We start from the raw sequence: 23,124 nt of genomic DNA on the forward strand, positions 1-23,124 counted from the left end.
AAATCGCTATTCCCAATCGATTTTTGCTCCTATGAATCGGGCCTGAGAGAGGGAGAACACAATGATCGAGGCACAACCGTTTGATTTTCCTTATGATGGAAAGCTGGTTCCGGCGCAGACGGCGCTGATGGTGATCGATCTGCAGATCGACTTCTGCTCGGCCAACGGTTACTTCGCCTCGATGGGCTACGATCCGGCGCCGCTGGCCGCGATCGTGCCCGCGGTCAACCGGGTGATTGCGGCCGCACGGCAAGCCGGCTGCCTGATCATCCACACGCGCCAGGGCTACCGCGCCGATCTCGCCGACATGACGCCTTACGAGAAATGGCGGCGCAAGCGCTCCGGACTTGAGAACACGCAGGTGCTTTTGCGTTCCAGCCCCGGCTTCCAGTTGCTTCCGGAACTCGATGTCGCCGACACCGACGTCATCATCGACAAGACCTGCAACAGTTCCTTCACCTATACGGATCTCGAGCATGTCTTGAGATCCCAGGGCATCACCCACATGCTCTTTACCGGCTGCACCACGGACGTTTGTGTGCATACGACGCTGCGCGAAGCCTGCGACCGCAATTTCCAGTGCCTGACGATTTCAGACTGCTGCGCCAGCGGCGAGCAGTGGGCGCATGAGGCGGCGATCAACATGATCTCGATCGAGAACGGCATCTTCGGCACGGTCTCGACCAGTGATGCCGTTATTGCCGGACTGGCCAAGGCCGCCGCCCGCTAGCGCTCTGGCACCGCGCAATTCCGGGCGAAAAGCCGCTTCACGCTTCTCCTGGAATTGCTCCAGGCGCGGTCCTCACATTTCCAAAGCCTTTTGCCAACCGTTCAACGGAATGATGCCCTATGCAACGATACATCTCGCTGATGCGACTGACCTCGAAGGGACTGGCCGAGCTTGCCGATAGTGGCAGCCGGCGCAAGGTGAGCGAGGATCGGGTCGCAGCGCTCGGCGGCCGCTCGGTCGCCTTCTATGCCACGCTCGGGACCTATGACTTCGTCCAGGTTTTCGAGATGCCGGACAATGCGTCGATGATGCAATACGTGCTGACGGCGCGGCGCGACGGCTTCGTGGATCCGCTCATCCTTCCTGCCTTCGACAGCCAGACCTATGGCGACATCGTCGGCCGCGTTTCACCAGCACAATGAGGGGAATGAAGATGATCAGACTGGCATCCTGCGCAACCCTTCTGACGACCGCCGTGCTTACGGCCGGCGCCGCACAGGCCGAGCCGCCGGCTTTCGCCGCCGATGGAGAGGTTGGCGTCTGCACCACCGCGGCCTTTCCGCCGCTTTCCTTCAAGGAGCATCCGGCCGATGCGAAGCCGACCGGCATCGACATCGAGATCGCCGAAGCGCTGGCCGCGCAATGGAATGCGAAGGTGAACTACACCGTCACCGAATTCGCCGGCCTCTTGCCGACGCTCGGGGCAGGGCGCTGCGACGTCATCGTCAGCGGCATCTACATCAACGCCAAGCGGCGCGAGACCTATGACGGCGTGCCCTACATGAAATCGGCGACCGCCATGGTCACCAAAGCGGGCAGCGATACGATCAAGGCGCCGGAGGATCTCAGCGGCAAGGTCATCGCGCTCGAAGCCGGCGCCTACTACAAGGAAGAGCGGATCGGGCCCTTAAACGAGGCGCTCGCGGCCAAGGGCCTGCCGCCGGTCGATGTGCAGGAATACCCGACCCAGCAGGCCGCCTACCAGCAGGTGCTCGTCGGCCGCGTCGATGCGACCGTAACGGAAGAGGCGGAGGGCGCCTATCGCGCGTCGCGCTCCGACGGCGCGCTCACGCTCCCCTATATCTGGGCCTCGGACTTCAAATACGGCATCTACAGCCGCCGTGACGGTGGCGATGCAGCCGCGGTGAAGGCAGGGCTGAAGGCGCTCAAGGAGAAGGGCTTCTTCGGCGATCTCGCCAGGAAATACGGGCTCGATCCGGCGCTCTTCGACGTCGACTACGACTCCTGAGCGAAAGGAGGCGGGGCATGAACTTCGATACGAAACTGTTTTTCGATGCCCTGACCATGCCCGTCATGTTGCAGGGGGCGGGCATCGCCATCCTGCTGTCGATCCTGGTGCAGGCGGCGTCGTTCCTGCTCTGCCTGCCGCTGGCCGTCGCGCTCAATTCGATGGCGGCGGTCAGGCGCACAGCGGCGCAGGTCTATGTCTGGCTGTTTCGCTCGGCGCCGCTGATCCTCGTGCTCCTGATCGTCTGGAACGGCGCACCGCAGCTCTTTCCGGGGCTCACGCGGGCGCCCTGGTACACGCCCTTCGTCGCTGCCTTCATCGCGTTTACGCTGGTCACGGCCGCCTATATGGCGGAAGCGATGCGCGGGGCGCTTGCGGCGATCGGCCAGGGGCAGACGGATGCCGCCCGCGCGCTCGGGCTCAATCGCTGGCAGACCTTCTTTCTGGTGGTTCTGCCGCAGGCGCTGCGCATCGTCATGCCGGTGCTGGTCAACGAATTCATCAACCTGATCAAGCTGACCTCGCTCGCCTATGTAATCTCGATGCGCGAGATCATGGCGGTCGTCAACGACGCGATCGCCTCCAGCTTCCGCTTCGTCGAGTGGTATTCGGCAGCGCTGGTCTACTATCTCGCGATCGTTTCGATCCTGATGTTTCTGCAGCGGCTGATCCAGCGGCGCATGGCTTAACCCGCTTCCGAATTCGGCACCGGCAGCGTCGCGAGCAGATCGGCCATGGCGGCGATGATCTTGCGGTGCTGGTGGGCGTGGCGGGTGCGCAGGCTGGTGGCGGCATAGACCGTTTGCGGGATGACGGGCGCGTCCTGAACGCGCGCAGTAAATCCATCGTCCGCCAGCCGCTCGGCCGTTGCTGCCGTCACGTAGGCCGATCCGCCGAGTGTGCGAAGCAGCCGGGTGATCGCCATGTTCTGGCCGGCGGCAAGCAGCGCTGCGGAGAGATGCGGCAGCGCCAGCCGGTGGGCGCGATCGAAGCCTGGCGAAAAGCTTGAGCGGATGTAGCTCTCGGAGCGGATCTCGGCGAGCATCTGCGCCTCCGTGCTCACCATCACGTAATGCAGATCGCCGATCCTTTCGTAATAGAGATCGGGCAGGTAGTGGGGCGTGTAGAGGATCGCCAGATCCAGGTCGCCAGCGCCGAGATCGCGGTTCATCTGGTTGGAGTAGTCCGCCTCCATATAGATCTCGATGCCGGGCAGCTCCCGGCGGATCGTTGCCATCCATTCCCCGGCAAAGGCTTCCGCCAGATCATGCTGGACACCAAGCCGCATGGAGCGCTCCAGCGCGCCGGCATTGGTGACCGCGCGTGTGGCCTCATGCCATTGGTTTTGCAGGGCTTTTGCGTAATCTAGAAAGCGCAGGCCGGCGGCCGTCGGCACGGTGCCACCCTTGTTGCGGGTAAAGAGCTTGCGGTTGAACTGCGCTTCCAGTGCCTTCACCCGATGTGAGACGGTCGACTGGGTGAGATTCAGGCGCTCGGCGGTGCGGTTGAAGGAGCGGCTCTCCATCAGGTCCAGGAAGGTTTCGATCAGCTCCACCTGCATGCCGTTCTCTCCCGCTGCAATCGCTCCAATCTAATCGAAAGCATCGATCAATAAAGCCTGTTTCCGTTGCTTGATGGCGCCCGGCTTCACCGGCAAGAATTCGCCAAAACGAGGGAACAGTTGATGTCGAATTTGCCGTCGCACGCACGCGTCGTGATCATCGGTGGGGGAGCGATCGGGGCTTCCTCGCTTTACCATCTCGCCAAGGCCGGCTGGACCGACTGCGTGCTTCTGGAAAAGAACGAGCTGACGGCGGGCTCCACCTGGCATGCCGCCGGCAACGTGCCGACTTTCTCGTCCTCCTGGTCAATCATGAACATGCAGCGCTATTCAGCGTCGCTCTATCGTGACCTCGGCGCGCTCGTCGACTATCCGATGAACTATCACGTCACCGGCTCGATCCGGCTCGGCCATTCGAAGGAGCGGCTGCAGGAGTTCAAGCGCGTCGTCGGCATGGGGCGCTACCAGGGCATGGATCTCGATATCCTGTCGCCCGACGAGATGCGCGCCCGCTATCCGTTTCTCGAGACACACGAGCTGACCGGCGCGCTCTACGATCCCTATGACGGCGACATCGACCCGGCGCAGCTGACGCAGGCGCTCGCCAAGGGTGCGCGCGACATGGGCGCCAAGATCATCCGCTTCTGTCCGGTCACGGGCGCGCGCCGCGAAAACGACGAATGGGTCATCTCTACGCCGCAGGGCGAGATCCGCTGCGAATACGTCGTCAACGCCGCCGGCTACTACGCCCGCGAGGTCGGCAAGATGTTTGGCCGCAACGTGCCGATGATGGTGATGAGCCATCAGTATATCCTGTTCGACGAAATCCCGGAGCTTGCCGCCTGGTCGAAGGAGGCCGGCCACAAGCTGCCGCTGCTTCGTGACGTCGACAGCTCCTACTATCTCCGCCAGGAGAAGAACGGCATGAACCTCGGCCCCTACGAGCGCAACTGTCGCGCCCACTGGGTAACGCCTGACGATCCGATGCCGGAGGATTTTTCGTTCCAGCTCTTTCCGGACGATCTCGACCGGTTGGAATGGTACCTGAACGATGCCGTGGAGCGCGTGCCGATCCTCGGCACGGCCGGCCTTTCGCGGATCATCAATGGCCCGATCCCCTATGCACCCGACGGTAATCCGCTGATCGGCCCGATGCCGGGCGTGCCGAACGCCTTCGAAGCCTGCGTCTTCACTTTCGGTATCTGCCAGGCGGGTGGCGCCGGCAAGGTGCTCGCCGAATGGATCACCGAGGGCCAGACGGAGTGGGACATGTGGTCCTGCGATCCGCGCCGCTACACCGACTATACCGACCAGGATTATTGCATCGCCAAGGGCATGGAGATCTACGGCCACGAATACGCGATGCACTTTCCGAAGCATTACTGGCCAGCCGGGCGCGGCAAGAAGTTATCGCCGATCCACGACCGCATCGCCGCCCTCGGCGCCCAGTTCAAGCCCTATAACGGCTGGGAGCGTGCGATGTGGTACGCCAAACCAGGCGACGACACCTCGGAAGAGGCGACGCAGACCTGGGGCCGCGAAGGGCCTTGGGCCAAGCGCATCGAAGAAGAGTGCCTGGCCGTGCGCGATGCCGCCGGCATACTCGACCTGCCGGGCTTCTCGCGCTTCCGGGTAAAGGGCGAGGGCGCGACCGCATGGCTCTCCGGCCTCATCACAGGCCGCGTGCCGAAGCCTGGGCGCATCGGCCTGGCCTATTTCGCCGACGACAAGGGCCGGATCGTTACCGAGATGTCGGTGATGATGCTCGACGAAGACTTCTTCTTCCTCATCACCGCCGCAACCGCGCAGTGGCACGATTTCGAATGGCTGATGAAGCACCGGCCGGCCGACGCCGCCTTCACCATCGACGACGTCACCAAGTCCTTCTCCTGCCAGATCCTGACCGGGCCGAAGTCGCGCGCGATCCTCGCCGAGGTCAGCGAAGCGGATCTCGCCAAGGGCTGGCTCACGCACCAGACGGCGCAGATCGCCGGGCGCTATTGCCAGCTCGTGCGCGTCTCCTTCGCCGGCGAACTCGGCTGGGAGATCCATACCAAGGTGGAGGATACGGCCGCCATCTTCGACGCCGTCTGGGCGGCCGGTCAGAAGCATGGCCTCAAACCCTTCGGCATGGAAGCGCTCGACAGTCTGCGCATCGAGAAGGGCTACCGCGCCTGGAAGGGCGATCTGTCGACCGACTACACCATCCTGCAGGGTGGGCTGGAGCGCTTCGTCGACTGGGGCAAGCCCGGCTTCAAGGGCAAGGCGGCGCTGGAGCGTGAGAAGCAGCAGGGCGTTTCCAAACGCTTCGTGACGCTGACCGTCGCCGCCGACGGCTGCGATGCGCCCTATATGTCGACGCTCTGGTCGGACGGCCAGGTTGTCGGCGAGACCACCTCGGGCAACTGGGGCTACCGCGTCGGCAAGTCGATCGCGCTCGGCATGCTGCGCGCCGATCTCGCCGTGCCCGGCAACGAGATCGAGGTCGAGATCTTCGGCGATCGCTTCAAGGCGACGGTCGAGGCCGACCAGCCGCTCTGGGATCCCTCCAATGAAAGACTGCGCGCATGAGCAAGCCCATTCCCTCGAAAGCCCGCGCAGTCATCATCGGTGGCGGCGTCTCCGGCTGTTCCGTCGCCTATCACCTCGCCAAGCTCGGCTGGACCGATGTGGTTCTGCTTGAGCGCAAGCAGCTGACCTCCGGTACCACCTGGCATGCGGCCGGCCTGATCGGTCAGCTTCGCGCCTCGCAGAACATGACGCGGCTCGCGAAATACTCGGCCGACCTCTACGTCAAGCTCGAGGCCGAAACCGGCATTTCCACCGGCATGCGCCAGAACGGCTCGATCACCGTGGCACTGACGGAAGAACGCAAGGAAGAGATCTACCGCCAGGCATCGCTGGCGCGCGCCTTCAATGTCGACGTGCGCGAGATCACGCCTGACGAGGTCAAGGCGATGTATCCGCACCTCAACACCTCGGATGTGAAGGCGGCGGTGCATCTGCCGCTCGATGGCCAGTGCGACCCGGCCAACATCGCCATGGCGCTCGCCAAGGGCGCCCGGCAAAACGGCGCAACGATCATCGAAGGTGTCAAGGTGACATCCGTCCTGAAGAAGGACGGCCGGGTCACCGGCGTCACCTGCGAGCAGAATGGCGAGAGCTACACGATCGAGACCGATCATGTCGTCAACTGCGCCGGCATGTGGGGCAGGGAGTTTGCGCGGCAATCGGGCGTCACGGTGCCGCTGCACGCCTGCGAGCATTTCTACATCGTCACCGAGGCGATCCCGGAGCTGAAGCGCCTGCCGGTTCTGCGCGTGCCGGACGAGTGCACCTACTACAAGGAAGATGCCGGCAAGATGCTGATCGGGGCCTTCGAGCTCAAGGCCAAGCCCTGGGGAATGGACGGCATCCGCGAGGATTTCTGCTTCGACCAGTTGCCGGACGATTTCGACCACTTCGCGCCGATCCTCGAAATGGCGGTCAACCGCATGCCGATGCTGGAAACGGCTGGGATCCATACCTTCTTCAACGGCCCGGAAAGCTTTACGCCCGACGACCGCTACTATCTCGGCGAAGCGCCGGAGGTGAAGGGATACTGGGTCGCGGCCGGCTACAATTCGATCGGCATCGTTTCCTCGGGCGGCGCCGGCATGGCGCTCGCCCAATGGATGAATGACGGCGAGCCGCCCTTCGATCTCTGGGAGGTGGATATCCGCCGGGCGCAGCCGTTCCAGAAGAACCGCGCGTATCTGAAAGACCGCGTCTCGGAAACGCTCGGCCTGCTCTACGCCGACCATTTCCCCTATCGCCAGATGGCGACCGCGCGCGGGGTGCGCCGTTCGCCGCTGCACGAGCATCTGAAAGCTCGCGGCGCTGTCTTCGGTGAAGTCGCCGGATGGGAACGCGCCAACTGGTTTGCGAAGGGAGGCCAGTCGCGCGAGTACCGCTATTCATGGAAGCGGCAGAACTGGTTCGAGAACCAGAGGGACGAGCATCTTGCGGTGCGAAACGGCGTCGGCCTGTTCGACATGACCTCCTTCGGCAAGATCCGGGTTGAAGGGCGCGATGCGCTTTCCTTCCTGCAGCGGCTCTGCGCCAACGAGATGAACGTCGAGCCCGGCCGGATCGTCTATACCCAGATGCTCAACGCCCGCGGCGGCATCGAGAGCGACCTGACGGTGACGCGGCTGTCGGAAACCGCCTTCCTGCTGGTCGTGCCCGGTGCCACGCTCCAGCGCGACCTCGCCTGGCTGCGCAAGCATCTGACGGACGAGTTCGTGGTGATCACTGATGTCGGCGCTGGCGAAAGCGTGCTCTGCGTCATGGGGCCGAAGGCGCGTGAGCTCATGCAGAAGGTGAGCCCGAACGATTTTTCCAACGCGGGGCATCCGTTCGGCACGGCGCGCGAGATCGAGGTCGGCATGGGCCTCGCCCGCGCCCACCGCGTCACCTATGTCGGCGAGCTCGGCTGGGAGCTCTATGTCTCGACCGACCAGACGGCGCATGTGTTCGAGGCGCTGGAGGCGGCGGGGCAGGACCTGGGCCTCAAGCTCTGCGGCATCCACACACTGGATAGCTGCCGCATCGAAAAGGCCTTCCGCCATTTCGGCCACGACATCACCGACGAAGATCATGTGCTCGAAGCCGGACTCGGCTTTGCGGTCAAGGCCGACAAGGGCGATTTCATCGGCCGCGAGGCGGTGCTTGCCAAGCACAATCGCGGGCTTTCGCGCCGGCTGGTGCAGTTTCGGCTCGCAGATCCAGAGCCGCTGCTCTTCCACAACGAGGCGATCGTTCGCGACGGCAAGATCGTCGGCACGATCACGTCAGGCAATTACGGCCACCACCTCGGCGGCGCCATCGGCCTCGGCTACGTGCCCTCGGAAGGCGAGAGCGCAGAGGACGTGCTCGGATCAAGCTTCGAGATCGAGATCGCCGGAACGCGGGTGAAGGCGGAGGCGTCGTTGAAGCCGATGTACGACCCGCGGGCGGAGCGGGTGCGGATGTAGGCAGGCGTTGGGTGGCGTGCCTGGCGCTTGAGACAGCCCCTCACCGCGCGGATGAGGGGCTCTTCGAGGCACAACGAAAATACGCGTGCCGGATCGCGGGTTTCCGGTCTTCTTTCTGGAGTTCAGTCCATGCTCGCATCGGAGCTTAAGGATACGACAGTTGCGGGCGACCGCATCGATCAGCTGGTCGCCGGCCATCGTCCGGGCCATGGGCTTGCCCGCGCCTTCTACCTCGACCCGGAGATCTATGAACGGGACCTCGAGCGGGTTTTTCGGCGTCACTGGCATTGCGTCGCCCATGAAAGCGCGATCCCCAACGCCAATGATTTCGAGGTCTTCCGCATGGCCTCCGAGCAGGTGATCGTCACCCGTACGGCAAGCGGCGAGATCCATGCGATGCTCAATGTCTGCCGTCATCGCGGGGCCGAGGTCTGCACCAAGGACAAGGGCAATGCCCGTGCCTTCGTCTGTCCCTACCATGCCTGGACCTATGGCAATGATGGCGCGCTGAAGGCGGCGCGGCTGATGCCCAAGGACTTCAAGCGCGAGGACCACGGCCTGAAGAAGCTCAACGTGCGTGTCGTCGAAGGATTGATCTTCATCTCCTTTGCCGCCGAGCCGCTTGATTTCTCCGAAGTCGAGCGCCTGTTGCGTGCGACCTGCGGCCAGTATGGCTGGGGATCGGCGAAGATCGCCCATCGTCAGAGCTATGCGATCGACGCCAACTGGAAGCTTGCGGTCGAAAACTATGTCGAGTGCTACCATTGCGGGCCGGCGCATCCGGAATATTCCGAAACCCATGCGCTGGAACAGCCGCTGCACCTGATCGAGGAACTGAACGCCAGGATGGAGGCGCGCACCTGCGCGCTCGGCATCGAGGTCGCCTCCGGCAATCACTGGCAGAATTCCACCGGCGGCAAGGAGACCATTCATGCCTTCCGCTACGCGCTCTATGATGGCGTCCAGACCGGCAGCAAGGACGGGCAGGCGCTGAGCACGCTGATGGGCCGCTTCACCGATTTCGACGGCGGCGTCACCTCGATCCATCTGGGTGGCACCACCTTCCTCGTCTGCTATCCGGACCACGGCATGATCTACCGCTTCATCCCGAAGACGGCCGAAACCTCGGAGATGGAGCTGATCTGGCTCGTCGACGGCAAGGCCGAGGAGGGGCGCGACTACGATCTGGAAAAGCTCACCTGGCTCTGGAAGGTGACGACCGACGAGGACAAGGCGATCATCGAGCACACGTCGCGCGGCGTGCGTTCGCACTACTTCGTGCCAGGCCCAATCGCGCCGATGGAGCAGAACGAGCTGCGCTACATCAACTGGTATCTCGACGAGATCAGCCGGCCGGCCTGAGCGGCAAGCTGCAGGCAAATCGCGTCGCCGGTGCAAGCGTGCCGGCGACGCATTTCGTTTGCCTAGTCCCGCCGGTTGAAATGCGTCCTCAGCGCCACGTGCGTCTGCACCGTCGCGACGCCCGGGATGATCGATATCTGGCGGCGGATGGTGTCGAGATCGCCGTTGGAGGCGCATTCGACCAGCACCATCAGGTCGGTGGCGCCGGCGAGCGACCAGCAGGTGACGATGGGCGGCATGGCCGAGAGATGCGGCACGATATGGTCGCAGTTCTTGCCGGGCTGGAAGGTGATCGCGATCAGCGATTTGACGGTCGGGCTCTGGTCTTCGATGCCGAGGCGGATGGTGTAGCCGGCAATGACGCCCTTCGATTCCAGCCGTCGCAGCCGGTCATGGGCCGCGCTGCGCGAAAGACCGCTGTGGCGGGCCAGTGCCACCAGGCTCTGGCGCGAATCCTGCCTGAGCGCTGCCAAAAGCAGGCGATCCTTTTCATCGATTTCCGTCAAAACGTCGCCTCCTTGTCGCCATTTCCGGACATATGTCCGGTCAGGCGTCATCATGTCCAGTGAAATCGGACGATAGGCAAGATAGCGTCTCCCTACAACCAAGGAGCCTTGCCATGCCCAAAATGAGTGTCCCCGACAACGCCGTGCTGCTGCCGATCGACATGCAGCAGGCCTTTGACAGCACCCCCTGGCCGCGTCGCTGGAATGAGGCGGTCGACAGCAACGGCCTTGCGCTTCTTGCCGCCTGGCGGGCAAGCGGCCGACCAGTCATTCACGTGCGCCACGACAGCGTCATGCCCGGCTCGACGCTTTCCCTCGGCGCGCCCGGCAACGGCTTCCGGCCGGGCTTCGGACCGATGGGAGACGAGGCACTCGTCACCAAGGGCGTCAACGCCGCCTTTATCGGTACCGACCTCGACTTGCGCCTGCGTCGTCTCGGCGTCGAGACGGTCGTCGCCTTCGGCATTTCTACCGACATGTGCGTCTCGACCTCGGTGCGCGTCGGCGCCAATCTCGGCTACCGAATGATCCTCGTCGAGGATGCCTGCGATTGTTTCGACCAGCCGGACGGCGAAGGCGGAGTGATCTCGGCGCGCGAAATCCACCGCGCCCACGTGGCGACCTTGCGGGCGGAATTTGCCGAGGTGTTGTCGACGGCGAAGCTCGTCGAGGCGTTGCAGCGACCGGCAGCGGCTTGACGGTCGGGCGCGGGCAGACGGGGCTACCGTTCAGGTGCTTCCGCTCCCGCGCCGCCGACTACCGGTTGGCGCCGCGGACTTCCTGGATCTCGGTCGTCCATTTCGGCGCCGTCAGGCTTTCGCCCTCGCGGTTGGGGAAGGTGAGGAAGGTTTCGAACGAACGGCTCTGGCCCGCCGGCACGCGGGCGAGGATGAGTGCGGTGTCGTTGCCGATCGTCTCGCAATTGCCGTCAGGGCAGTTTTCGAGCGTTACCGCGAGGCGGAAATATTCGAGCAGTTGCGGCCCTTTGTTCGTCACCGTGCCGCGCAGCCGGAAGCTTCTCTCCGGCTGGCTCTGTTCGAAGGTCAGGCCTTCGAGGGCAACGTCGGCGGCCGTGAGGCCGGCCGGTTGGGTCGTCTCAACGGGCGGGGGCGCGGCCGGCGTGCGACCGTCGCGGTCGGCAAACCAGATGATGAAGGCGACGAGCAGGCCGAGCGCCACGGCGACGGAGAGGATCGGTTCGGCCCAATGACGAAAGCGGCTGAAGCGCGCTGCCAGATACACCACGACAAGACCCAGCGGTAACGCGATCAACCATAGCATCAAGATCCTCCTCAACCCCGCATCATTCCTTGGTCCGGAATCGACGCAACAGAGAAATCGTGCAGCCGATCAACGTGTTACAGCGACGCTCGCATTTTGGAACGGTGCTCTATACCACCTGGCCTTTATATAGGGTGGGCGCCGACTGGCAACACGCCGGGGCGTCGGACGAAAGGAAGCACCCTGACGAATTGGTGAACACGCATGACGATGCCGCGTGGGTCCGCGCTCGCGTGTACAGGACGTCTCCCTATCTGGCGGGTGTCAGGTCCACCCAGTAGGTGCCCTCGAAGGGCACCGCGGCGAAGCGGGCGTTGATCTCGGCAAGGCTCTTCTGGGGGTCGAGATCGCCGAACAGATCCGGCCGGATCCAGGTGGCGAAGGCTTCGGCGGCGACGATGTTGAGCGGGATCGCGTTGAAGAAGTTCCAGAGACCGTGCACGCGCTTTTCCTCGACGGCGCGGATGGTCTTCAGCGCCGGCGCCTCGATGGTGCGGGCCAGCGTCTCGCGCGCTTCGTCTTCGCTGACGCCGGGGCCGATCGAGAGCGTGCCGTATTTGCCGCCGGGCGAGGAGGTGGCGATATAGATTTCCGGATTGGCGGCCATGATCGCCTCGGCGTTGACGGTCCCGCCCGGCCGTGGCAGCACGCCTTCGGCAAAGTTGCGGCCGCCGGCCACCGTCAGGAATTCGCCGAGACCGCCGGTGCCATAGGCCCAGCAACAGCGGTCGGGTTGGGGGAAGGCGTCCATCAGCACCAGCGGGCGCGGTTCCGGCTTGGCGGCGATGCGGTCGCGGATCAGCTTGAGCTTGTCCTCGTAGAACCGGGCGAAAGCTTCTGCCTGTTCGTCCCGTTCGAGGATGCGGCCGAGCAGACGCATCATGCGCGGCGTGCCGGTCAGCGCGTCGTTGTTGAAATCGACCACCACCACGGGCACGCCGATGCCGGTCAGATACTCGATGGCGCGCCTGCCGGACTCGGTGTCGGATTGCCAGTTATTGAGCAGCGCGAGATCGGCCTTCACCGTCAGCAGCGTCTCGAAGGAGAGGCCCGGGCCGGTGCCATCGTCGATCTGCGGCACGTCGGCGATATCAGGAAACTTACGCCGGAAGCTCTCGTAGATCTCGGGGTTGTCGGTCTTCATGTCGCCGGACCAGGCCGCAAGCAGGCTGACGGGATCGGGATGGATGAGCGACAGGGCGACGAGATTGAAGCCGCTTCCAAGCAGGATCGCCTTCGGCTTTGCCGGTATCGTCACCTCGCGGCCGACCGCATCGGTTACGGTCATCGGCCAGTTGCTTTCGGCGCGGGCGGAGACAGCAAAGAGCAGGGCGGTGATGAAAACGAGCGTCAGCCGCAGGGCGGCCGGGAAGAGGAAGCGGGAAGACAAAACCTATTGGTTCCTTTGGCTTGGGAGGGCGCAGAGGCTGCCGCAGCTCGGGACGCCGGGCAGCAGATAGCGCAGGCAGCAGATCTTGCGCCGGCAGACACGGGCGCCATCTTCCTCCTCGTGCCGCAGGCAATCGAAGAAGGGATTGGGTGTACCGTCCGGCAGGGACTTGCTGCCGATCAGCGCGTCGGCCTGCGCGTTCAGCGGCTCGATGCCGGAGGCGCGCAGCGCATAGTCGATATAGACGAGCGCATTGTTCCAGGCGAGCTTCGGGGCGATGCCGCCGACGGACTTGAGATAGCTGACGACCTCACGCAGATGCCCCTGCATCAGGGGGGCAAGCGTGGCGAAAACGTCGCTATCGTCCGCTTTCTGCCAGTCGCCCGGTGTGGCGACACCGAAGGTTCGCGGCAGGCCATCCTCGGCGAGCGCCACCTTCATCTGATCGAAGGCGACGGGCAGCACCTGATGGTCAAGCACGCGCGCGACGAGATAGGGAATGGTGAGGCTCGAAAAATAGTAGAGCGACCACATGGAGGCGACGGCACGGCGGTCGCTGGCGCCGGATTTCTCCGTGTGAATATCGAGCGCGCGGTCGAAGGCGCCGGAGGCAAAGAAGTCCGGCAGCGCCATGCCGTCGGAAAGCTCGTCCGAGAGCACCATCTTCTCATTGCACCAGGCATGGGTGCCGGCAAAGGCGGCCGACAGCGCCTTGGGGCCGCCTGTCGCGACGACCGGTTCGGACACGGCCGCCGTCAAGACGTCACCCGCGCGCGGGTAAGCCCGATCGGAAATGGAGCCTTGGAAGAACGCCGTCCTGCAAGCATGCGATACCTTCTGAGCGTGGTCAGAAACTCATAAGGTGATCGTGTTACTCAAGATTTTTTCCGGTGCAAGTCATTTATGAGTTTTGTATTCATGATTTGAAGCCAAGAGACGATGGCCGGAAGCCGAAGCCTGCGGCCATCGAAGCGGCGAAACCGCCGCTCGGCTCGTCTACTGCATCAGACCGAGCTGCTTGTAAAAGCCGAGCGCGTCGTAATAGTCGTTCTGGGCGGCGATCTTGCCATCCTTGACGGTGAAGACCGAGGCGCCGGTGAACTTGAAGCTCTTGTTGGTCGCGGCCGTGCCGTCGGCCCAGGCGCCCGAATTGGTGCCGGAGAACTCCCATTCGAAGGAGACCTTGTCGCCGCTAGCGATCGGATCACCCTTCATGGTCCAGACGGCATCAGGCACCGCGTTCAGGAAATTGTCGATGACGCCGGTCTTGGCGGCATCCTTGCCGGTGACCGGCTTGCCGACCGACGCGTCGTAATAGGTGACGTCATCGGCGAAGTAGGATGCGGCCTTGCTCGAGTCATGGGCATTCCAGGCCGCGACATAGGCCGCGACCACATCCGGCGCCGCGTCGGCGGCAAACGCCGCCGGCGTGAGCACGAGGGCGCTGAGGCCGAGGGCTCCAGCGGTAACAAGCAATTGACGACGGTACATCGCAAACTCCTCCCGTTTGTTTCGTTTGCATGCATTCTCCGCGCCCGGGGCGGTGAGCCTCAGCCGTGGTTGATCATGATGTGGCGAACGGCGGTGTAGTCCTCGAGCGCGTAGACCGACATGTCCTTGCCGTAGCCCGACTGTTTGACGCCGCCATGCGGCATCTCGTTGGTCAGCATGAAGTGGGTGTTGATCCAGGTGCAGCCGTATTGCAGGCGGGAGGCGGCCTTCATCGCCCGGGAAATGTCCTTGGTCCAGACGGAGGAGGCGAGGCCATAGTCGCTGTCGTTGGCCCAGGCGACGGCATCGTCCTTGCCGGTGAAGCGGGTAACGGAGACGACGGGGCCGAAGACTTCGCGGCGCACGATCTCGTCTTCCTGCGTGGCGCCGGCCACAACCGTCGGCTGGAAGAAGAAGCCGTCCGAGCTGCCGGCGGCACCGCCGGTGGTGATCTCGATGTGCTTCTGGTCGGCGGCGCGCTCGACGAAGCTCGCAACGCGATCGCGCTGGCGGCGCGAGATCAGCGGGCCGATCTCGTTTTCGGTGTCGTCGGCGAGGTTGTAGCGGATGGTCGAGACGGCCGAGGTGAGGTCGGCGACCAGCTTCTCGTAGATACCGGCTTCGGCATAGATGCGGCAGGCGGCGGTGCAGTCCTGGCCGGCATTGTAATAGCCGAAGGTGCGGATGCCGTTGACCACCGCTTCGAGGTCGGCGTCGTCATAGACGATGACCGGGGCCTTGCCGCCGAGCTCCAGATGGGTGCGTTTCACGGTCTTGGCGGCCGCCGCCAGCACTTTCTTGCCGGTGGCGATATCGCCGGTGATCGAGACCATCGAAATCTTCGGATGGTTGATCAGCGCATTGCCGACGGTTTCGCCGCGGCCGCTGACAACATTGACCACGCCTTCCGGCAGGATGTCGGCAAGCACCCGCGCGAGCTTCAGCGCCGTCAGCGGCGTCTGTTCGGATGGCTTGAAGACGACGGTGTTGCCGCCGGCGATCGCCGGCGCCAGCTTCCAGGCCATCATCATCAGCGGATAGTTCCACGGCGCGATCGAGCCGACGATGCCGATCGGATCGCGGCGGATCATCGAGGTGTGGCCGGGCAGGTATTCGCCTGCGGTCGGGGCGTGCAGGTTGCGCACGGCGCCGGCAAAGAAACGCCAGCAGTCGACGATCGCCGGCAGCTCATCATTCTTGACCGCATTGATCGGTTTGCCGCAGTTGAGCGCCTCGAGGGCTGCAAAGCCGTCCGCATCCTTCTCGATCGCATCGGCGATCTTCAAGAGATAGTTGGAGCGTTCGGCCGGTGTCGTCTGCGACCAGCTGGTGAAGGCGCTTTCAGCAGCGTCGACGGCCGCCTCGACCTGGGCATGCGAGGCTTCCGGCAGATCGACGATCTTGCCGCCCGTCCGCGGGTTCAGGATGTGTTCGTCGGCCTCGGTGCCGGCCTCGAAGCGCGATCCGATCAGCAGTTGGGTGTCCATGTCTGTTCTCCCTTGATAGTCGAGTTATTTGCCGGCGCCGGCGATCTGGTCGCCGTCGCGGGTGAGGTAGTAGGCGCCGAGGATCGGCAGGAAAGTGACGAGCACCACGACCATGGCAACCACATTGGTCACCGGGCGCTGGCGCGGGCGGATCAGCTCTTCGAGCATCCAGATCGGCAGCGTGGACTGCTGGCCGGCAGTGAAGGTGGTGACGATCACCTCGTCGAAGGAGAGCGCGAAGGCGAGCATGCCTCCGGCAAGCAGAGCCGTGCCGATGTTGGGCAGGATGATGTAGCGGAAGGTCTGGAAGCCGTCGGCGCCAAGGTCCATCGAGGCCTCGATCAGCGAGCCGGAAATCCGCCGGAAGCGGGCGACCGCATTGTTGTAGACGACGACGATGCAGAAGGTCGCGTGGCCGAGCACGATGGTCCAGAAGGAAAACGGAATATCGGCCATCGAGAAGGCGGAGCGCAGCGCAATGCCGGTGATGATGCCGGGCAACGCGATCGGCAGGATGACGAGCAGCGAGACCGTCTCGCGGCCGAAGAAGCGCGTCTGGCTGACGGCTGCGGCGCAGAGCGTGCCGAGCACCAGCGCGACCGCGGTTGCGATTGAGGCGACCTTGACCGAAAGCGTTAGCGCCGCCCAGACGTCGGGCCGGTTCCAGGCAACGGCGAACCACTGCGTCGTCAGCCCCGGCGGCGGGAACTGATAGCTCTTTTCCTCCGTCGTGAAGGCATAGAGGAAGATCAGGAGGATCGGCAGGTGCAGGAAGGCGAGGCCGGCGGCGGCCGCAATCTTCAGGCCCATCGGTGAGCGGTTTCGTTCAGAGCGCATCGAAGGCTCCCATGCGTTTGGCGACGAAGAGGTACGCGCCCATGATGACGATCGGGACGACCGTGAATGCGGCGGCCAGCGGGATGTTGCCGGCCGTGCCCTGCTGGGCATAGACGGCCTGGCCAATGAAGAGGCGCGACGAGCCGACGATCTGCGGGATGATGTAGTCGCCGAGCGTCAGCGAGAACGTGAAGATCGAGCCGGCGACAATGCCGGGCAGGGCCAGCGGAAAGAGCACGTGGCGGAAGGTCTGGGCCGGCGTGCCGCCGAGATCGGAGGAGGCCTCGATCAGGTTGCCGGGCACGCGCTCCAGCGCTGCCTGGATCGGCAGGATCATGAAGGGCAGCCAGACATAGACGAAGACGATGAAGGTGCCGGTATAGCTGACCGAGAGCGAGTTGCCGCCGACCACGGGTAGCGACAGCCAGCCGTCGAGCAGCCACATGAGATGCAGCTTTTCGAAGAACCAGGTGAGGATGCCCTCCTTGGCCAAAATCAGCTTCCAGGCATAGATCTTGACCAGATAGCTCGACCAGAGCGGCAGCATCACGCCGAGATAGAAGAGCACCTTCCATTTCCCCTGTGCGTAGCGCGCGGCGTAATAGGCGATCGGGAAGGCGATGACGGCGGAAGCGACGGTGACGGTCGCCGCCATCAGCACGGTGCGCAGGATAATGTCGAGATTGGTTTCGCTGAGCAGTTGGCGATAGGTCGCGAGCGTGAACTCGTAGTTGATCAGGCCCGAGAAATCGTCGATCGAGAAGAAGCTCTGGAGCAGAAGCGCAAACAGCGAGCCGAGATAAACGACGCCGAGCCAGAGCAGCGGCGGGGCGAGCATGATCAACAGAAGCAGATGCGGGTGCTTCCAGAAGAAGTCCGACAGGCGGCCGGCGGGGCCTCGGCGTTCAGGCAGAACGAGGGGTTCGGCAAAGGCGGTCATGCGTCCTCCATCGGGTGCAGCTCGTTTGCGGCAAAGCTGATGGTGACGGGGCTGCCGAGCGCGGGCACGGCGAGCGCTGCGGGGCTGGCGACCGCGACGCGGGCGCCATCGACATCGACGACGACACGGTTGACGGCACCGAGGAAGCTATGGGCCGAGACGGTGCCCGAGAGGCTGAGCGCGCCATCTACCGGCTGGGCGAGGACGATCGCTTCGGGACGCAGGCTCGCAAAGGGTGCCTTCAGCCCGAGCCGCTGGCAGAGCTTTTGCGGCAGCACGTTGGACGAGCCGACGAAATCTGCGACAAACCGCGTCTTCGGCTGCTTGTAGACGTCTTCCGGGCTGCCAAGCTGCTGGATGCGGCCATCGTTGAAGACGGCGATGCGGTCGGCCATCGACAACGCCTCGCCCTGGTCGTGGGTGACGAAGACGAAGGTGATGCCGAGCGACTTCTGCAGGCTCTTCAGTTCCTCCTGCATCTGCTCGCGCAGCTTCAGATCGAGCGCGCCGAGCGGCTCGTCGAGGAGCAACACCTTGGGCTTGTTGACAAGTGCCCGGGCGAGCGCCACGCGCTGGCGCTGGCCGCCGGAGAGTTGCCCGGGACGGCGGGTGCCATAGCCCGGCAGCTTGACCATGGCGAGTGCGTCCTCGGCCGCCTTGCGGCGCTCCTCGCGGCCGACACCCTTGACCATCAGCCCATAGGCGACGTTGTCGAGGATCGAGAGGTGCGGGAAGAGCGCGTAGTCCTGGAAGACGGTGTTGACGCTGCGGCGATAGGGCGGCACGCCCTCCGCCGTTTCGCCGAAGATCTCGATATGGCCGCCGGTCGGCTGCTCGAAGCCGGCCATCAGGCGCAGGCAGGTGGTCTTGCCGGAGCCTGAGGGGCCGAGCATGGCGAAGAACTCGCCCTCGGCAATCTCGAGGTTCACGCCATCAACGGCGCGCACGGCGCCGAAGTGGCGGGAAACATTGTCGAAGAGAACGGCGGTGGTCATTGTATGGCTCCGGGAAATGTGGCCCCTCATCCGCCCTGCCGGGCACCTTCGCCCCGCAGGCGGGGCGAAGGGGACGTGCGGCGGGCGTCTTGCCTCAAGTTCACGCCCTACGGTTTGGCCGGGGGCGTTCCCTCTCCCCGCGTGCGGGGAGAGGGTCAGGGTGAGGGGCAAATGCTTGCGATAGGTCTGACGGCTTAGCGGCCGCCGATCACGCCGATATAGTCGGAGACCCAGCGGTGATAGGGCACGCATTCGCCCTGGCTTTCACACTTCGTCACCGGCGTCTTCCAGAACTTGACCTTGTCGAAGTCCTCGTAGCCGTTGGTCTTGCAGCCGGCGTCGGTCAAGAGTTCGTTGCCCTTGCAGGCCGCACCGACCGACGGGTTGGCGCCGAACCAGGCGGAGACGTCGCCCTGGACCTTCGGCGACAGCGAGTGCTCCATCCACATATAGGCGCAGTTCGGATGCTGGCTGTCGGCGTGCAGCATGGTGGTGTCGGCCCATCCGGTCACGCCTTCTTCCGGAATGGTCGAGGCGATCGGCAGCTTCTCGGCTTCCATCAGGTTGACCTGGAACGGCCAGGAGCCGGAGGCGACGACGCCTTCGTTCTTGAAGTCGTCGATCTGGATCATTGCGTCGTGCCAGTAGCGGCCGACGATCTTGCGCTGGCCGCGCAGCAGCTCGAGCGCTGCCTTGTACTGGTCTTCATTGATTTCGTAGGGGTCCTTGATGCCGAGTTCCGGCTTGTGCTTCATCAGGTAGTTGGCAGCGTCGGCCACATGGATCGGGCCGTCATAGGCCTGGACGCGGCCCTTGTTGGATTTGCCGTCGGGCAGGTTCATTTCCTCGAAGACGACGTTCCAGCTCTTCGGCGCTTCGCCCTTGAAGGCGTCCTTGTTGTACATCAGCACGTTCGGGCCCCAGACGTAGGGCGTGCCGTAGTGGACACCATTGACTGTGTACCAGGGCGCGTTCTGCATGCGCTCGTCGATCGTCTTCCAGCTCGGGATGAGATCGGTGTTGATCGGCTGGACGCGCTTGCCGGCGACGAGGCGCAGCGAGGCGTCGCCCGAGGCGGTGACAAGGTCGAAGCCGCCTTCGTTCATCAGCGCCACCATTTCGTCCGAGGTGGCGGCGGTCTTGACCGAGACCTTGCAGCCGGTCTGCTTTTCGAAATCCGTGACCCAGTCATAGGCCTTGTCGGTCTCGCCGCGCTCGATGTAGCCGGCCCAGGCGACGATGGAGAGTTCGCCTTCGCCCTTGCCGAGTTCCTTCAGCGGCTCCTGCGCGAAGGCCGGGGCGACAAGGCCGAGCGACAGGGTCAATGCCGTGCAGGATTTGAGCATCTGCTTCATCTGAATTCTCCCAGTTTTGAGCCGCGTTTTGCGGCTTCGTTCCCAAGATGAAGCGTGCCTTCATTTCACCGTATTCGCAAATTCATTAAACAGAATGTCGCTTTCGGTTTTTCCGATATCGGTCACCCACCGGCACGCCAAAGGTGTGGCCAGTGTCGGGAGAAGACTAATAAATTTAGTGAATTAGCGCGGTCTGGCGCTTCTCAGCGCTTCGGCGATACCGACGAAATCGCGTGCCGATTGTGGCAGGCCGGAGCCCTTGCGCCAGACCATGCCGACCTGCACGACGGGAAGCGCGCCCGACACGTCGCGGCTCTCGATGCGGTCGCCTTCCAGCGACCAAGGGCGGTAGACGAGGTCAGGCAAAAGCGCGATGCCGGCGCCTGTCGCCACCAGGCTGCGCACCGCTTCGACCGAGCGGGTGCGGAAGGCGACATGCGGGCGGGCGCCAAGTGCGGACAAAAGCTTGCCGGTGTTCTCCTCGATTTCGTCCACTGTCAGCATGATCAGCGGTTCCTTGGCGATATCGCTGACGGAGATGATGTCGGCGCTGACAAGCGGATGGCCGATCGGCAGCCACAGGCGATAGGGCGAGGTCTCCAAAATCTCCGCCTGCAGCGCCATGCGGTCGCGCAGGTTGGAGATGACCATGACGGCGACATCGAGCTCGCCGCCGATCAGCAGATGTTCGAGATAGGAGCCGTTGTCCTCGATGGCGCTGACTTCCACGCCGGGGCAGGCGCGGCGGTATCGCGCCAGCAGATCGGAGAGCACGTAACCGGCCACCAGCGAGGTGACGCCGAGGTTGAGCTTGCCGCCGGTTTCCTCGCGGCTGTCGGAAAAGCTGCGGCGGGCGTCCGAGACATTGGAGAGGATCTTGGTGGCGTGGCGCAGGAACTGGTGGCCGTTGTGGGTGATCGACAGGCCCCGCGGATGCCGGTCGAAGAGCTCGACGCCGAGATCGCCTTCCAGCTCCTTGATCGCCTCGGTGATCGAGGATTGCGAGATCGAGAGGTTCTGCGCCGCACGGGTGATAGATCCCTGTTCGGCGACGGCGACGAAATATTGCAACTGTCTGAAAGTGAAGGCCATGGCGAGAGTTAATAGGTGCGAGGCAGGGCTGGCAAGCGGGTGGCCGATGCAACCGGATCGACCGCCGATTTTTTCCCGTCATGTCGGTTTTCGGACAGGGAGCCGGCACGCCGGTGCTAAGCTGCAGGCGACTTCGGGATTGCAGGGAGGACGACGTGGATCAGGTGACCAAGCGGCCGATGCCGACAGAGGAGGGGATCCTCGCCTTTCATCGCCGCTGCGAGGACTTCTATCCCGCCGACGCGGTCGACGCCTCGATCGAGCAGCAGCGCAAATGGTATGACGCGCTCTGCGCCGAGTTCGATGCGCCGAGCCCGGCCGGGCTGACGCGCATGGATGAACTCGTCGACGGCCGTATCCCGACCCGGCGCTACCGGCCGGCCAAGGTCTCGAGCGAAACGCGCATCTATTACATCCATGGCGGCGGCTTCGTCGTCGGTTCACTCGACAGCCATGATGCGATCTGTGCCGAGCTTGCGGATTTCGCTCAGGCCGAGCTGGTCTCGGTCGATTATCGGCTCGCGCCGGAGCATGTCTGGCCGGCTGCCTTTGACGACAGCTACGCCGTGCTGCAACACCTCCTGTCCGACGGCCGCCCGGTCGTCGTGGCCGGCGACAGCGCCGGCGGCAATCTCACGGCTGGCATCGTTCTCAAGGCACGGGCGGAAAGGCTTTCCGGCATCGTTGGCCAGGTGCTGATCTATCCCGGCCTTGGCGGCGATCTCGTGTCGGGTTCCTATGCCGACATGGCCGAGGCGCCGGGGTTGACGACCGCCGATGTCAGCTATTATCGCGATATCCTCAAGGCGCCGATGGGCAATCCCTTCGCCGCGCCGCTGGCGGAAACGGATCTCTCGGGCCTGCCGCCGAGCTATGTAACCGGCGCCTTCTTCGACCCCTTGCGCGACGATGCCCGCCTCTATGCGGCGCGGCTTGCCATGGCGGGCGTGAACGTCACCTTCCGCGAGGAGCCGCAGATGATCCATGCGTGGCTGAGGGCGCGGCACATGAGCGAGGGCGCGCGCGACGGGTTTCGCCGGCTGGCGGAAGGCGTGGCGGTCCTTGTCGGAACGCGTTGACGACCTGCTGTGTCCGTTTGAGAAGCGGGCCTAGCTCTTCGGCTTGAACACCAGCACCGGATTTGCCTGGAAGGCCTCGGGGAACAGGGTTCTCAAGTTCTCGATCTTCGGCAGGTCGTTGTAGACGATATAGGGGTGCGTCGGGTTTCGCGTCAGGAAATCCTGATGATAGTCCTCGGCAGCGTAGAAGCCCTTGAAGGGCGAAACCTGCGTGACGATCCTTGCCGGGAAGGCGGCTGATTTGCCGAGCTGGGCTATATAGGCATCGGCGATCCGCTTCTGTTCATCGGTGACGGTAAAGAGCGCCGATCGATACTGTGGGCCGTGATCCGGCCCCTGATAGTTGAGTTGGGTCGGATTGTGGGCGACGGAGAAGAACACCTGCAGCAGCCGGCCATAGGTGACGTCGCGCGGATCGAAGGTCACTTCCACCGCCTCCGCATGGCCGGTCTTGCCGCCGCTCACCGTCTCGTAGTCGGCGGTTGCCGCGGTGCCGCCGGAATAGCCGGAGACCGCTTTCTTCACGCCCTTAAGGTGCTGGAAGACGCCCTGCACGCCCCAGAAACAGCCGCCGGCAAAGACGGCGATTTCGGTCGAAGCGGATGACTTCTCGTCGAGTGACGGCGGCGGGATGACGACGGCCGGCTCCTGGGCGGCGGCGATGGGCGAAAACGCCAGCAACGCGGCGAAGGCCGCGGTCAATCTTGTGAGGGATCTGTCAGAGGTTTGTACCGACTTGCTGCGCGCCATCGCG

At 63.9% G+C, this 23,124-nt stretch carries 22 protein-coding genes; 9 read left to right on the top strand and 13 right to left on the bottom strand.

Annotation, left to right across the window (positions count from 1 at the left end; genetic code table 11):
• Positions 1-61: 61 nt before the first annotated feature.
• From ASD63_RS00220 to ASD63_RS00235, 4 genes are all read left to right on the top strand, one after another.
• Positions 62-730 (top strand): isochorismatase family cysteine hydrolase, encoded by a 669-nt coding sequence (locus tag ASD63_RS00220; RefSeq protein ID WP_034792059.1) that lies wholly within the window; start codon positions 62-64, stop codon positions 728-730.
• Between the two features lie 119 nt (positions 731-849).
• Positions 850-1,152 (top strand): GYD domain-containing protein, encoded by a 303-nt coding sequence (locus tag ASD63_RS00225; protein ID WP_034792064.1) that lies wholly within the window; start codon positions 850-852, stop codon positions 1,150-1,152.
• 11 nt (positions 1,153-1,163) lie between these two features.
• A complete protein-coding gene (locus tag ASD63_RS00230; protein ID WP_159415440.1) occupies positions 1,164-1,979 on the top strand; it encodes a transporter substrate-binding domain-containing protein in 816 nt (271 codons plus the stop codon).
• A gap of 17 nt (positions 1,980-1,996) precedes the next feature.
• A complete protein-coding gene (locus ASD63_RS00235) occupies positions 1,997-2,668 on the top strand; it encodes an amino acid ABC transporter permease (RefSeq protein WP_034792072.1) in 672 nt (223 codons plus the stop codon).
• Here ASD63_RS00235 and ASD63_RS00240 read toward each other — a convergent pair.
• Entirely contained in the window at positions 2,665-3,540 is an 876-nt protein-coding gene (locus ASD63_RS00240; protein WP_034792075.1) for a LysR family transcriptional regulator, read from the bottom strand. The genes ASD63_RS00235 and ASD63_RS00240 overlap by 4 nt on opposite strands.
• A gap of 123 nt (positions 3,541-3,663) precedes the next feature.
• On the opposite strand from ASD63_RS00240, the gene ASD63_RS00245 reads away from it, so the two are divergent.
• The 3 genes from ASD63_RS00245 (at position 3,664) to ASD63_RS00255 (ending at position 9,917) form a co-directional block, all read left to right on the top strand.
• Positions 3,664-6,111 carry an FAD-dependent oxidoreductase gene (locus tag ASD63_RS00245; RefSeq protein ID WP_034792077.1) on the top strand — a complete coding sequence of 816 codons (2,448 nt, stop codon included), beginning with the start codon at positions 3,664-3,666 and terminating at the stop codon, positions 6,109-6,111.
• Positions 6,108-8,555, top strand: a complete 2,448-nt coding sequence (locus tag ASD63_RS00250; protein WP_034792080.1) for an FAD-dependent oxidoreductase — start codon at positions 6,108-6,110, stop codon at positions 8,553-8,555. The genes ASD63_RS00245 and ASD63_RS00250 overlap by 4 nt, the downstream gene beginning before the upstream one ends.
• Positions 8,556-8,684: 129 nt before the next feature.
• Positions 8,685-9,917: an aromatic ring-hydroxylating dioxygenase subunit alpha gene (locus ASD63_RS00255; RefSeq protein ID WP_034792082.1), complete on the top strand. Its 1,233-nt coding sequence runs from the start codon at positions 8,685-8,687 to the stop codon at positions 9,915-9,917.
• 62 nt (positions 9,918-9,979) lie between these two features.
• Here ASD63_RS00255 and ASD63_RS00260 read toward each other — a convergent pair whose 3' ends face one another.
• Positions 9,980-10,423, bottom strand: a complete 444-nt coding sequence (locus ASD63_RS00260) for an Lrp/AsnC family transcriptional regulator (RefSeq protein ID WP_226020607.1) — start codon at positions 10,421-10,423, stop codon at positions 9,980-9,982.
• Between the two features lie 113 nt (positions 10,424-10,536).
• Between ASD63_RS00260 and ASD63_RS00265 the strand changes: the two genes are divergently transcribed.
• The gene (locus tag ASD63_RS00265; RefSeq protein WP_034792084.1) at positions 10,537-11,121 is read left to right on the top strand and encodes a cysteine hydrolase family protein; all 585 of its coding nucleotides are present in this window, start codon (positions 10,537-10,539) and stop codon (positions 11,119-11,121) included.
• A 58-nt stretch (positions 11,122-11,179) separates the two neighbouring features.
• On the opposite strand, the gene ASD63_RS00270 is transcribed toward ASD63_RS00265, so the two are convergent.
• The 10 genes from ASD63_RS00270 to ASD63_RS00315 all read right to left on the bottom strand — a co-directional run bounded on the left by ASD63_RS00270 (position 11,180) and on the right by ASD63_RS00315 (position 21,291).
• Positions 11,180-11,704, bottom strand: a complete 525-nt coding sequence (locus ASD63_RS00270) for a hypothetical protein (RefSeq protein WP_060515871.1) — start codon at positions 11,702-11,704, stop codon at positions 11,180-11,182.
• Between the two features lie 250 nt (positions 11,705-11,954).
• On the bottom strand, positions 11,955-13,064 hold the full coding sequence (locus tag ASD63_RS00275) for an ABC transporter substrate-binding protein (protein WP_034793544.1): 1,110 nt from the start codon (positions 13,062-13,064) through the stop codon (positions 11,955-11,957).
• 33 nt (positions 13,065-13,097) lie between these two features.
• A complete protein-coding gene (gene fhuF, locus ASD63_RS00280) occupies positions 13,098-13,757 on the bottom strand; it encodes a siderophore-iron reductase FhuF (RefSeq protein ID WP_082572779.1) in 660 nt (219 codons plus the stop codon).
• Positions 13,758-14,090: 333 nt separating this feature from the next.
• Positions 14,091-14,585, bottom strand: coding sequence for a nuclear transport factor 2 family protein (locus ASD63_RS00285; RefSeq protein ID WP_034792087.1), 495 nt, complete (start codon positions 14,583-14,585; stop codon positions 14,091-14,093).
• Positions 14,586-14,644: 59 nt separating this feature from the next.
• Entirely contained in the window at positions 14,645-16,072 is a 1,428-nt protein-coding gene (locus ASD63_RS00290) for a gamma-aminobutyraldehyde dehydrogenase (RefSeq protein WP_034792090.1), read from the bottom strand.
• A gap of 24 nt (positions 16,073-16,096) precedes the next feature.
• Positions 16,097-16,909, bottom strand: coding sequence for an ABC transporter permease (locus ASD63_RS00295; RefSeq protein ID WP_034792091.1), 813 nt, complete (start codon positions 16,907-16,909; stop codon positions 16,097-16,099).
• The gene (locus ASD63_RS00300) at positions 16,899-17,849 is read right to left on the bottom strand and encodes an ABC transporter permease (protein WP_034792101.1); all 951 of its coding nucleotides are present in this window, start codon (positions 17,847-17,849) and stop codon (positions 16,899-16,901) included. Before ASD63_RS00300 ends, ASD63_RS00295 begins: the two co-directional genes overlap by 11 nt.
• Positions 17,846-18,844, bottom strand: a complete 999-nt coding sequence (locus ASD63_RS00305; RefSeq protein WP_029742593.1) for an ABC transporter ATP-binding protein — start codon at positions 18,842-18,844, stop codon at positions 17,846-17,848. The genes ASD63_RS00300 and ASD63_RS00305 overlap by 4 nt, the downstream gene beginning before the upstream one ends.
• A gap of 194 nt (positions 18,845-19,038) precedes the next feature.
• Entirely contained in the window at positions 19,039-20,199 is a 1,161-nt protein-coding gene (locus tag ASD63_RS00310) for an ABC transporter substrate-binding protein (protein WP_034792104.1), read from the bottom strand.
• Between the two features lie 183 nt (positions 20,200-20,382).
• Complete coding sequence (locus ASD63_RS00315) at positions 20,383-21,291, bottom strand: LysR family transcriptional regulator (protein WP_029742595.1); 909 nt, start codon at positions 21,289-21,291, stop codon at positions 20,383-20,385.
• 155 nt (positions 21,292-21,446) lie between these two features.
• Here ASD63_RS00315 and ASD63_RS00320 point away from each other — a divergent pair, with 155 nt between their 5' ends.
• Entirely contained in the window at positions 21,447-22,370 is a 924-nt protein-coding gene (locus tag ASD63_RS00320) for an alpha/beta hydrolase (protein ID WP_177235698.1), read from the top strand.
• Positions 22,371-22,400: 30 nt separating this feature from the next.
• Here ASD63_RS00320 and msrA read toward each other — a convergent pair whose 3' ends face one another.
• Entirely contained in the window at positions 22,401-23,120 is a 720-nt protein-coding gene (gene msrA / locus ASD63_RS00325) for a peptide-methionine (S)-S-oxide reductase MsrA (RefSeq protein WP_034792106.1), read from the bottom strand.
• Positions 23,121-23,124 lie beyond the last annotated feature (4 nt).

It is taken from the genome of Ensifer sp. Root558, from assembly GCF_001427045.1.
Classification (GTDB): domain Bacteria; phylum Pseudomonadota; class Alphaproteobacteria; order Rhizobiales; family Rhizobiaceae; genus Ensifer; species Ensifer adhaerens.

What these genes read in the sequence shown, in the direction of transcription:
- ASD63_RS00220 (WP_034792059.1), top strand. Translation starts at nt 62, where the DNA reads ATGATCGAGGCACAACCGTTTGATTTTCCTTATGATGGAAAGCTGGTT.
- ASD63_RS00225 (WP_034792064.1), top strand. Translation starts at nt 850, where the DNA reads ATGCAACGATACATCTCGCTGATGCGACTGACCTCGAAGGGACTGGCC.
- ASD63_RS00230 (WP_159415440.1), top strand. Translation starts at nt 1,164, where the DNA reads ATGATCAGACTGGCATCCTGCGCAACCCTTCTGACGACCGCCGTGCTT.
- ASD63_RS00235 (WP_034792072.1), top strand. Translation starts at nt 1,997, where the DNA reads ATGAACTTCGATACGAAACTGTTTTTCGATGCCCTGACCATGCCCGTC.
- ASD63_RS00240 (WP_034792075.1), bottom strand. Translation starts at nt 3,540, where the DNA reads ATGCAGGTGGAGCTGATCGAAACCTTCCTGGACCTGATGGAGAGCCGC.
- ASD63_RS00245 (WP_034792077.1), top strand. Translation starts at nt 3,664, where the DNA reads ATGTCGAATTTGCCGTCGCACGCACGCGTCGTGATCATCGGTGGGGGA.
- ASD63_RS00250 (WP_034792080.1), top strand. Translation starts at nt 6,108, where the DNA reads ATGAGCAAGCCCATTCCCTCGAAAGCCCGCGCAGTCATCATCGGTGGC.
- ASD63_RS00255 (WP_034792082.1), top strand. Translation starts at nt 8,685, where the DNA reads ATGCTCGCATCGGAGCTTAAGGATACGACAGTTGCGGGCGACCGCATC.
- ASD63_RS00265 (WP_034792084.1), top strand. Translation starts at nt 10,537, where the DNA reads ATGCCCAAAATGAGTGTCCCCGACAACGCCGTGCTGCTGCCGATCGAC.
- ASD63_RS00270 (WP_060515871.1), bottom strand. Translation starts at nt 11,704, where the DNA reads ATGCTATGGTTGATCGCGTTACCGCTGGGTCTTGTCGTGGTGTATCTG.
- fhuF (WP_082572779.1), bottom strand. Translation starts at nt 13,757, where the DNA reads ATGGTGCTCTCGGACGAGCTTTCCGACGGCATGGCGCTGCCGGACTTC.
- ASD63_RS00285 (WP_034792087.1), bottom strand. Translation starts at nt 14,585, where the DNA reads ATGTACCGTCGTCAATTGCTTGTTACCGCTGGAGCCCTCGGCCTCAGC.
- ASD63_RS00290 (WP_034792090.1), bottom strand. Translation starts at nt 16,072, where the DNA reads ATGGACACCCAACTGCTGATCGGATCGCGCTTCGAGGCCGGCACCGAG.
- ASD63_RS00295 (WP_034792091.1), bottom strand. Translation starts at nt 16,909, where the DNA reads ATGCGCTCTGAACGAAACCGCTCACCGATGGGCCTGAAGATTGCGGCC.
- ASD63_RS00300 (WP_034792101.1), bottom strand. Translation starts at nt 17,849, where the DNA reads ATGACCGCCTTTGCCGAACCCCTCGTTCTGCCTGAACGCCGAGGCCCC.
- ASD63_RS00305 (WP_029742593.1), bottom strand. Translation starts at nt 18,844, where the DNA reads ATGACCACCGCCGTTCTCTTCGACAATGTTTCCCGCCACTTCGGCGCC.
- ASD63_RS00310 (WP_034792104.1), bottom strand. Translation starts at nt 20,199, where the DNA reads ATGAAGCAGATGCTCAAATCCTGCACGGCATTGACCCTGTCGCTCGGC.
- ASD63_RS00315 (WP_029742595.1), bottom strand. Translation starts at nt 21,291, where the DNA reads ATGGCCTTCACTTTCAGACAGTTGCAATATTTCGTCGCCGTCGCCGAA.
- msrA (WP_034792106.1), bottom strand. Translation starts at nt 23,120, where the DNA reads ATGGCGCGCAGCAAGTCGGTACAAACCTCTGACAGATCCCTCACAAGA.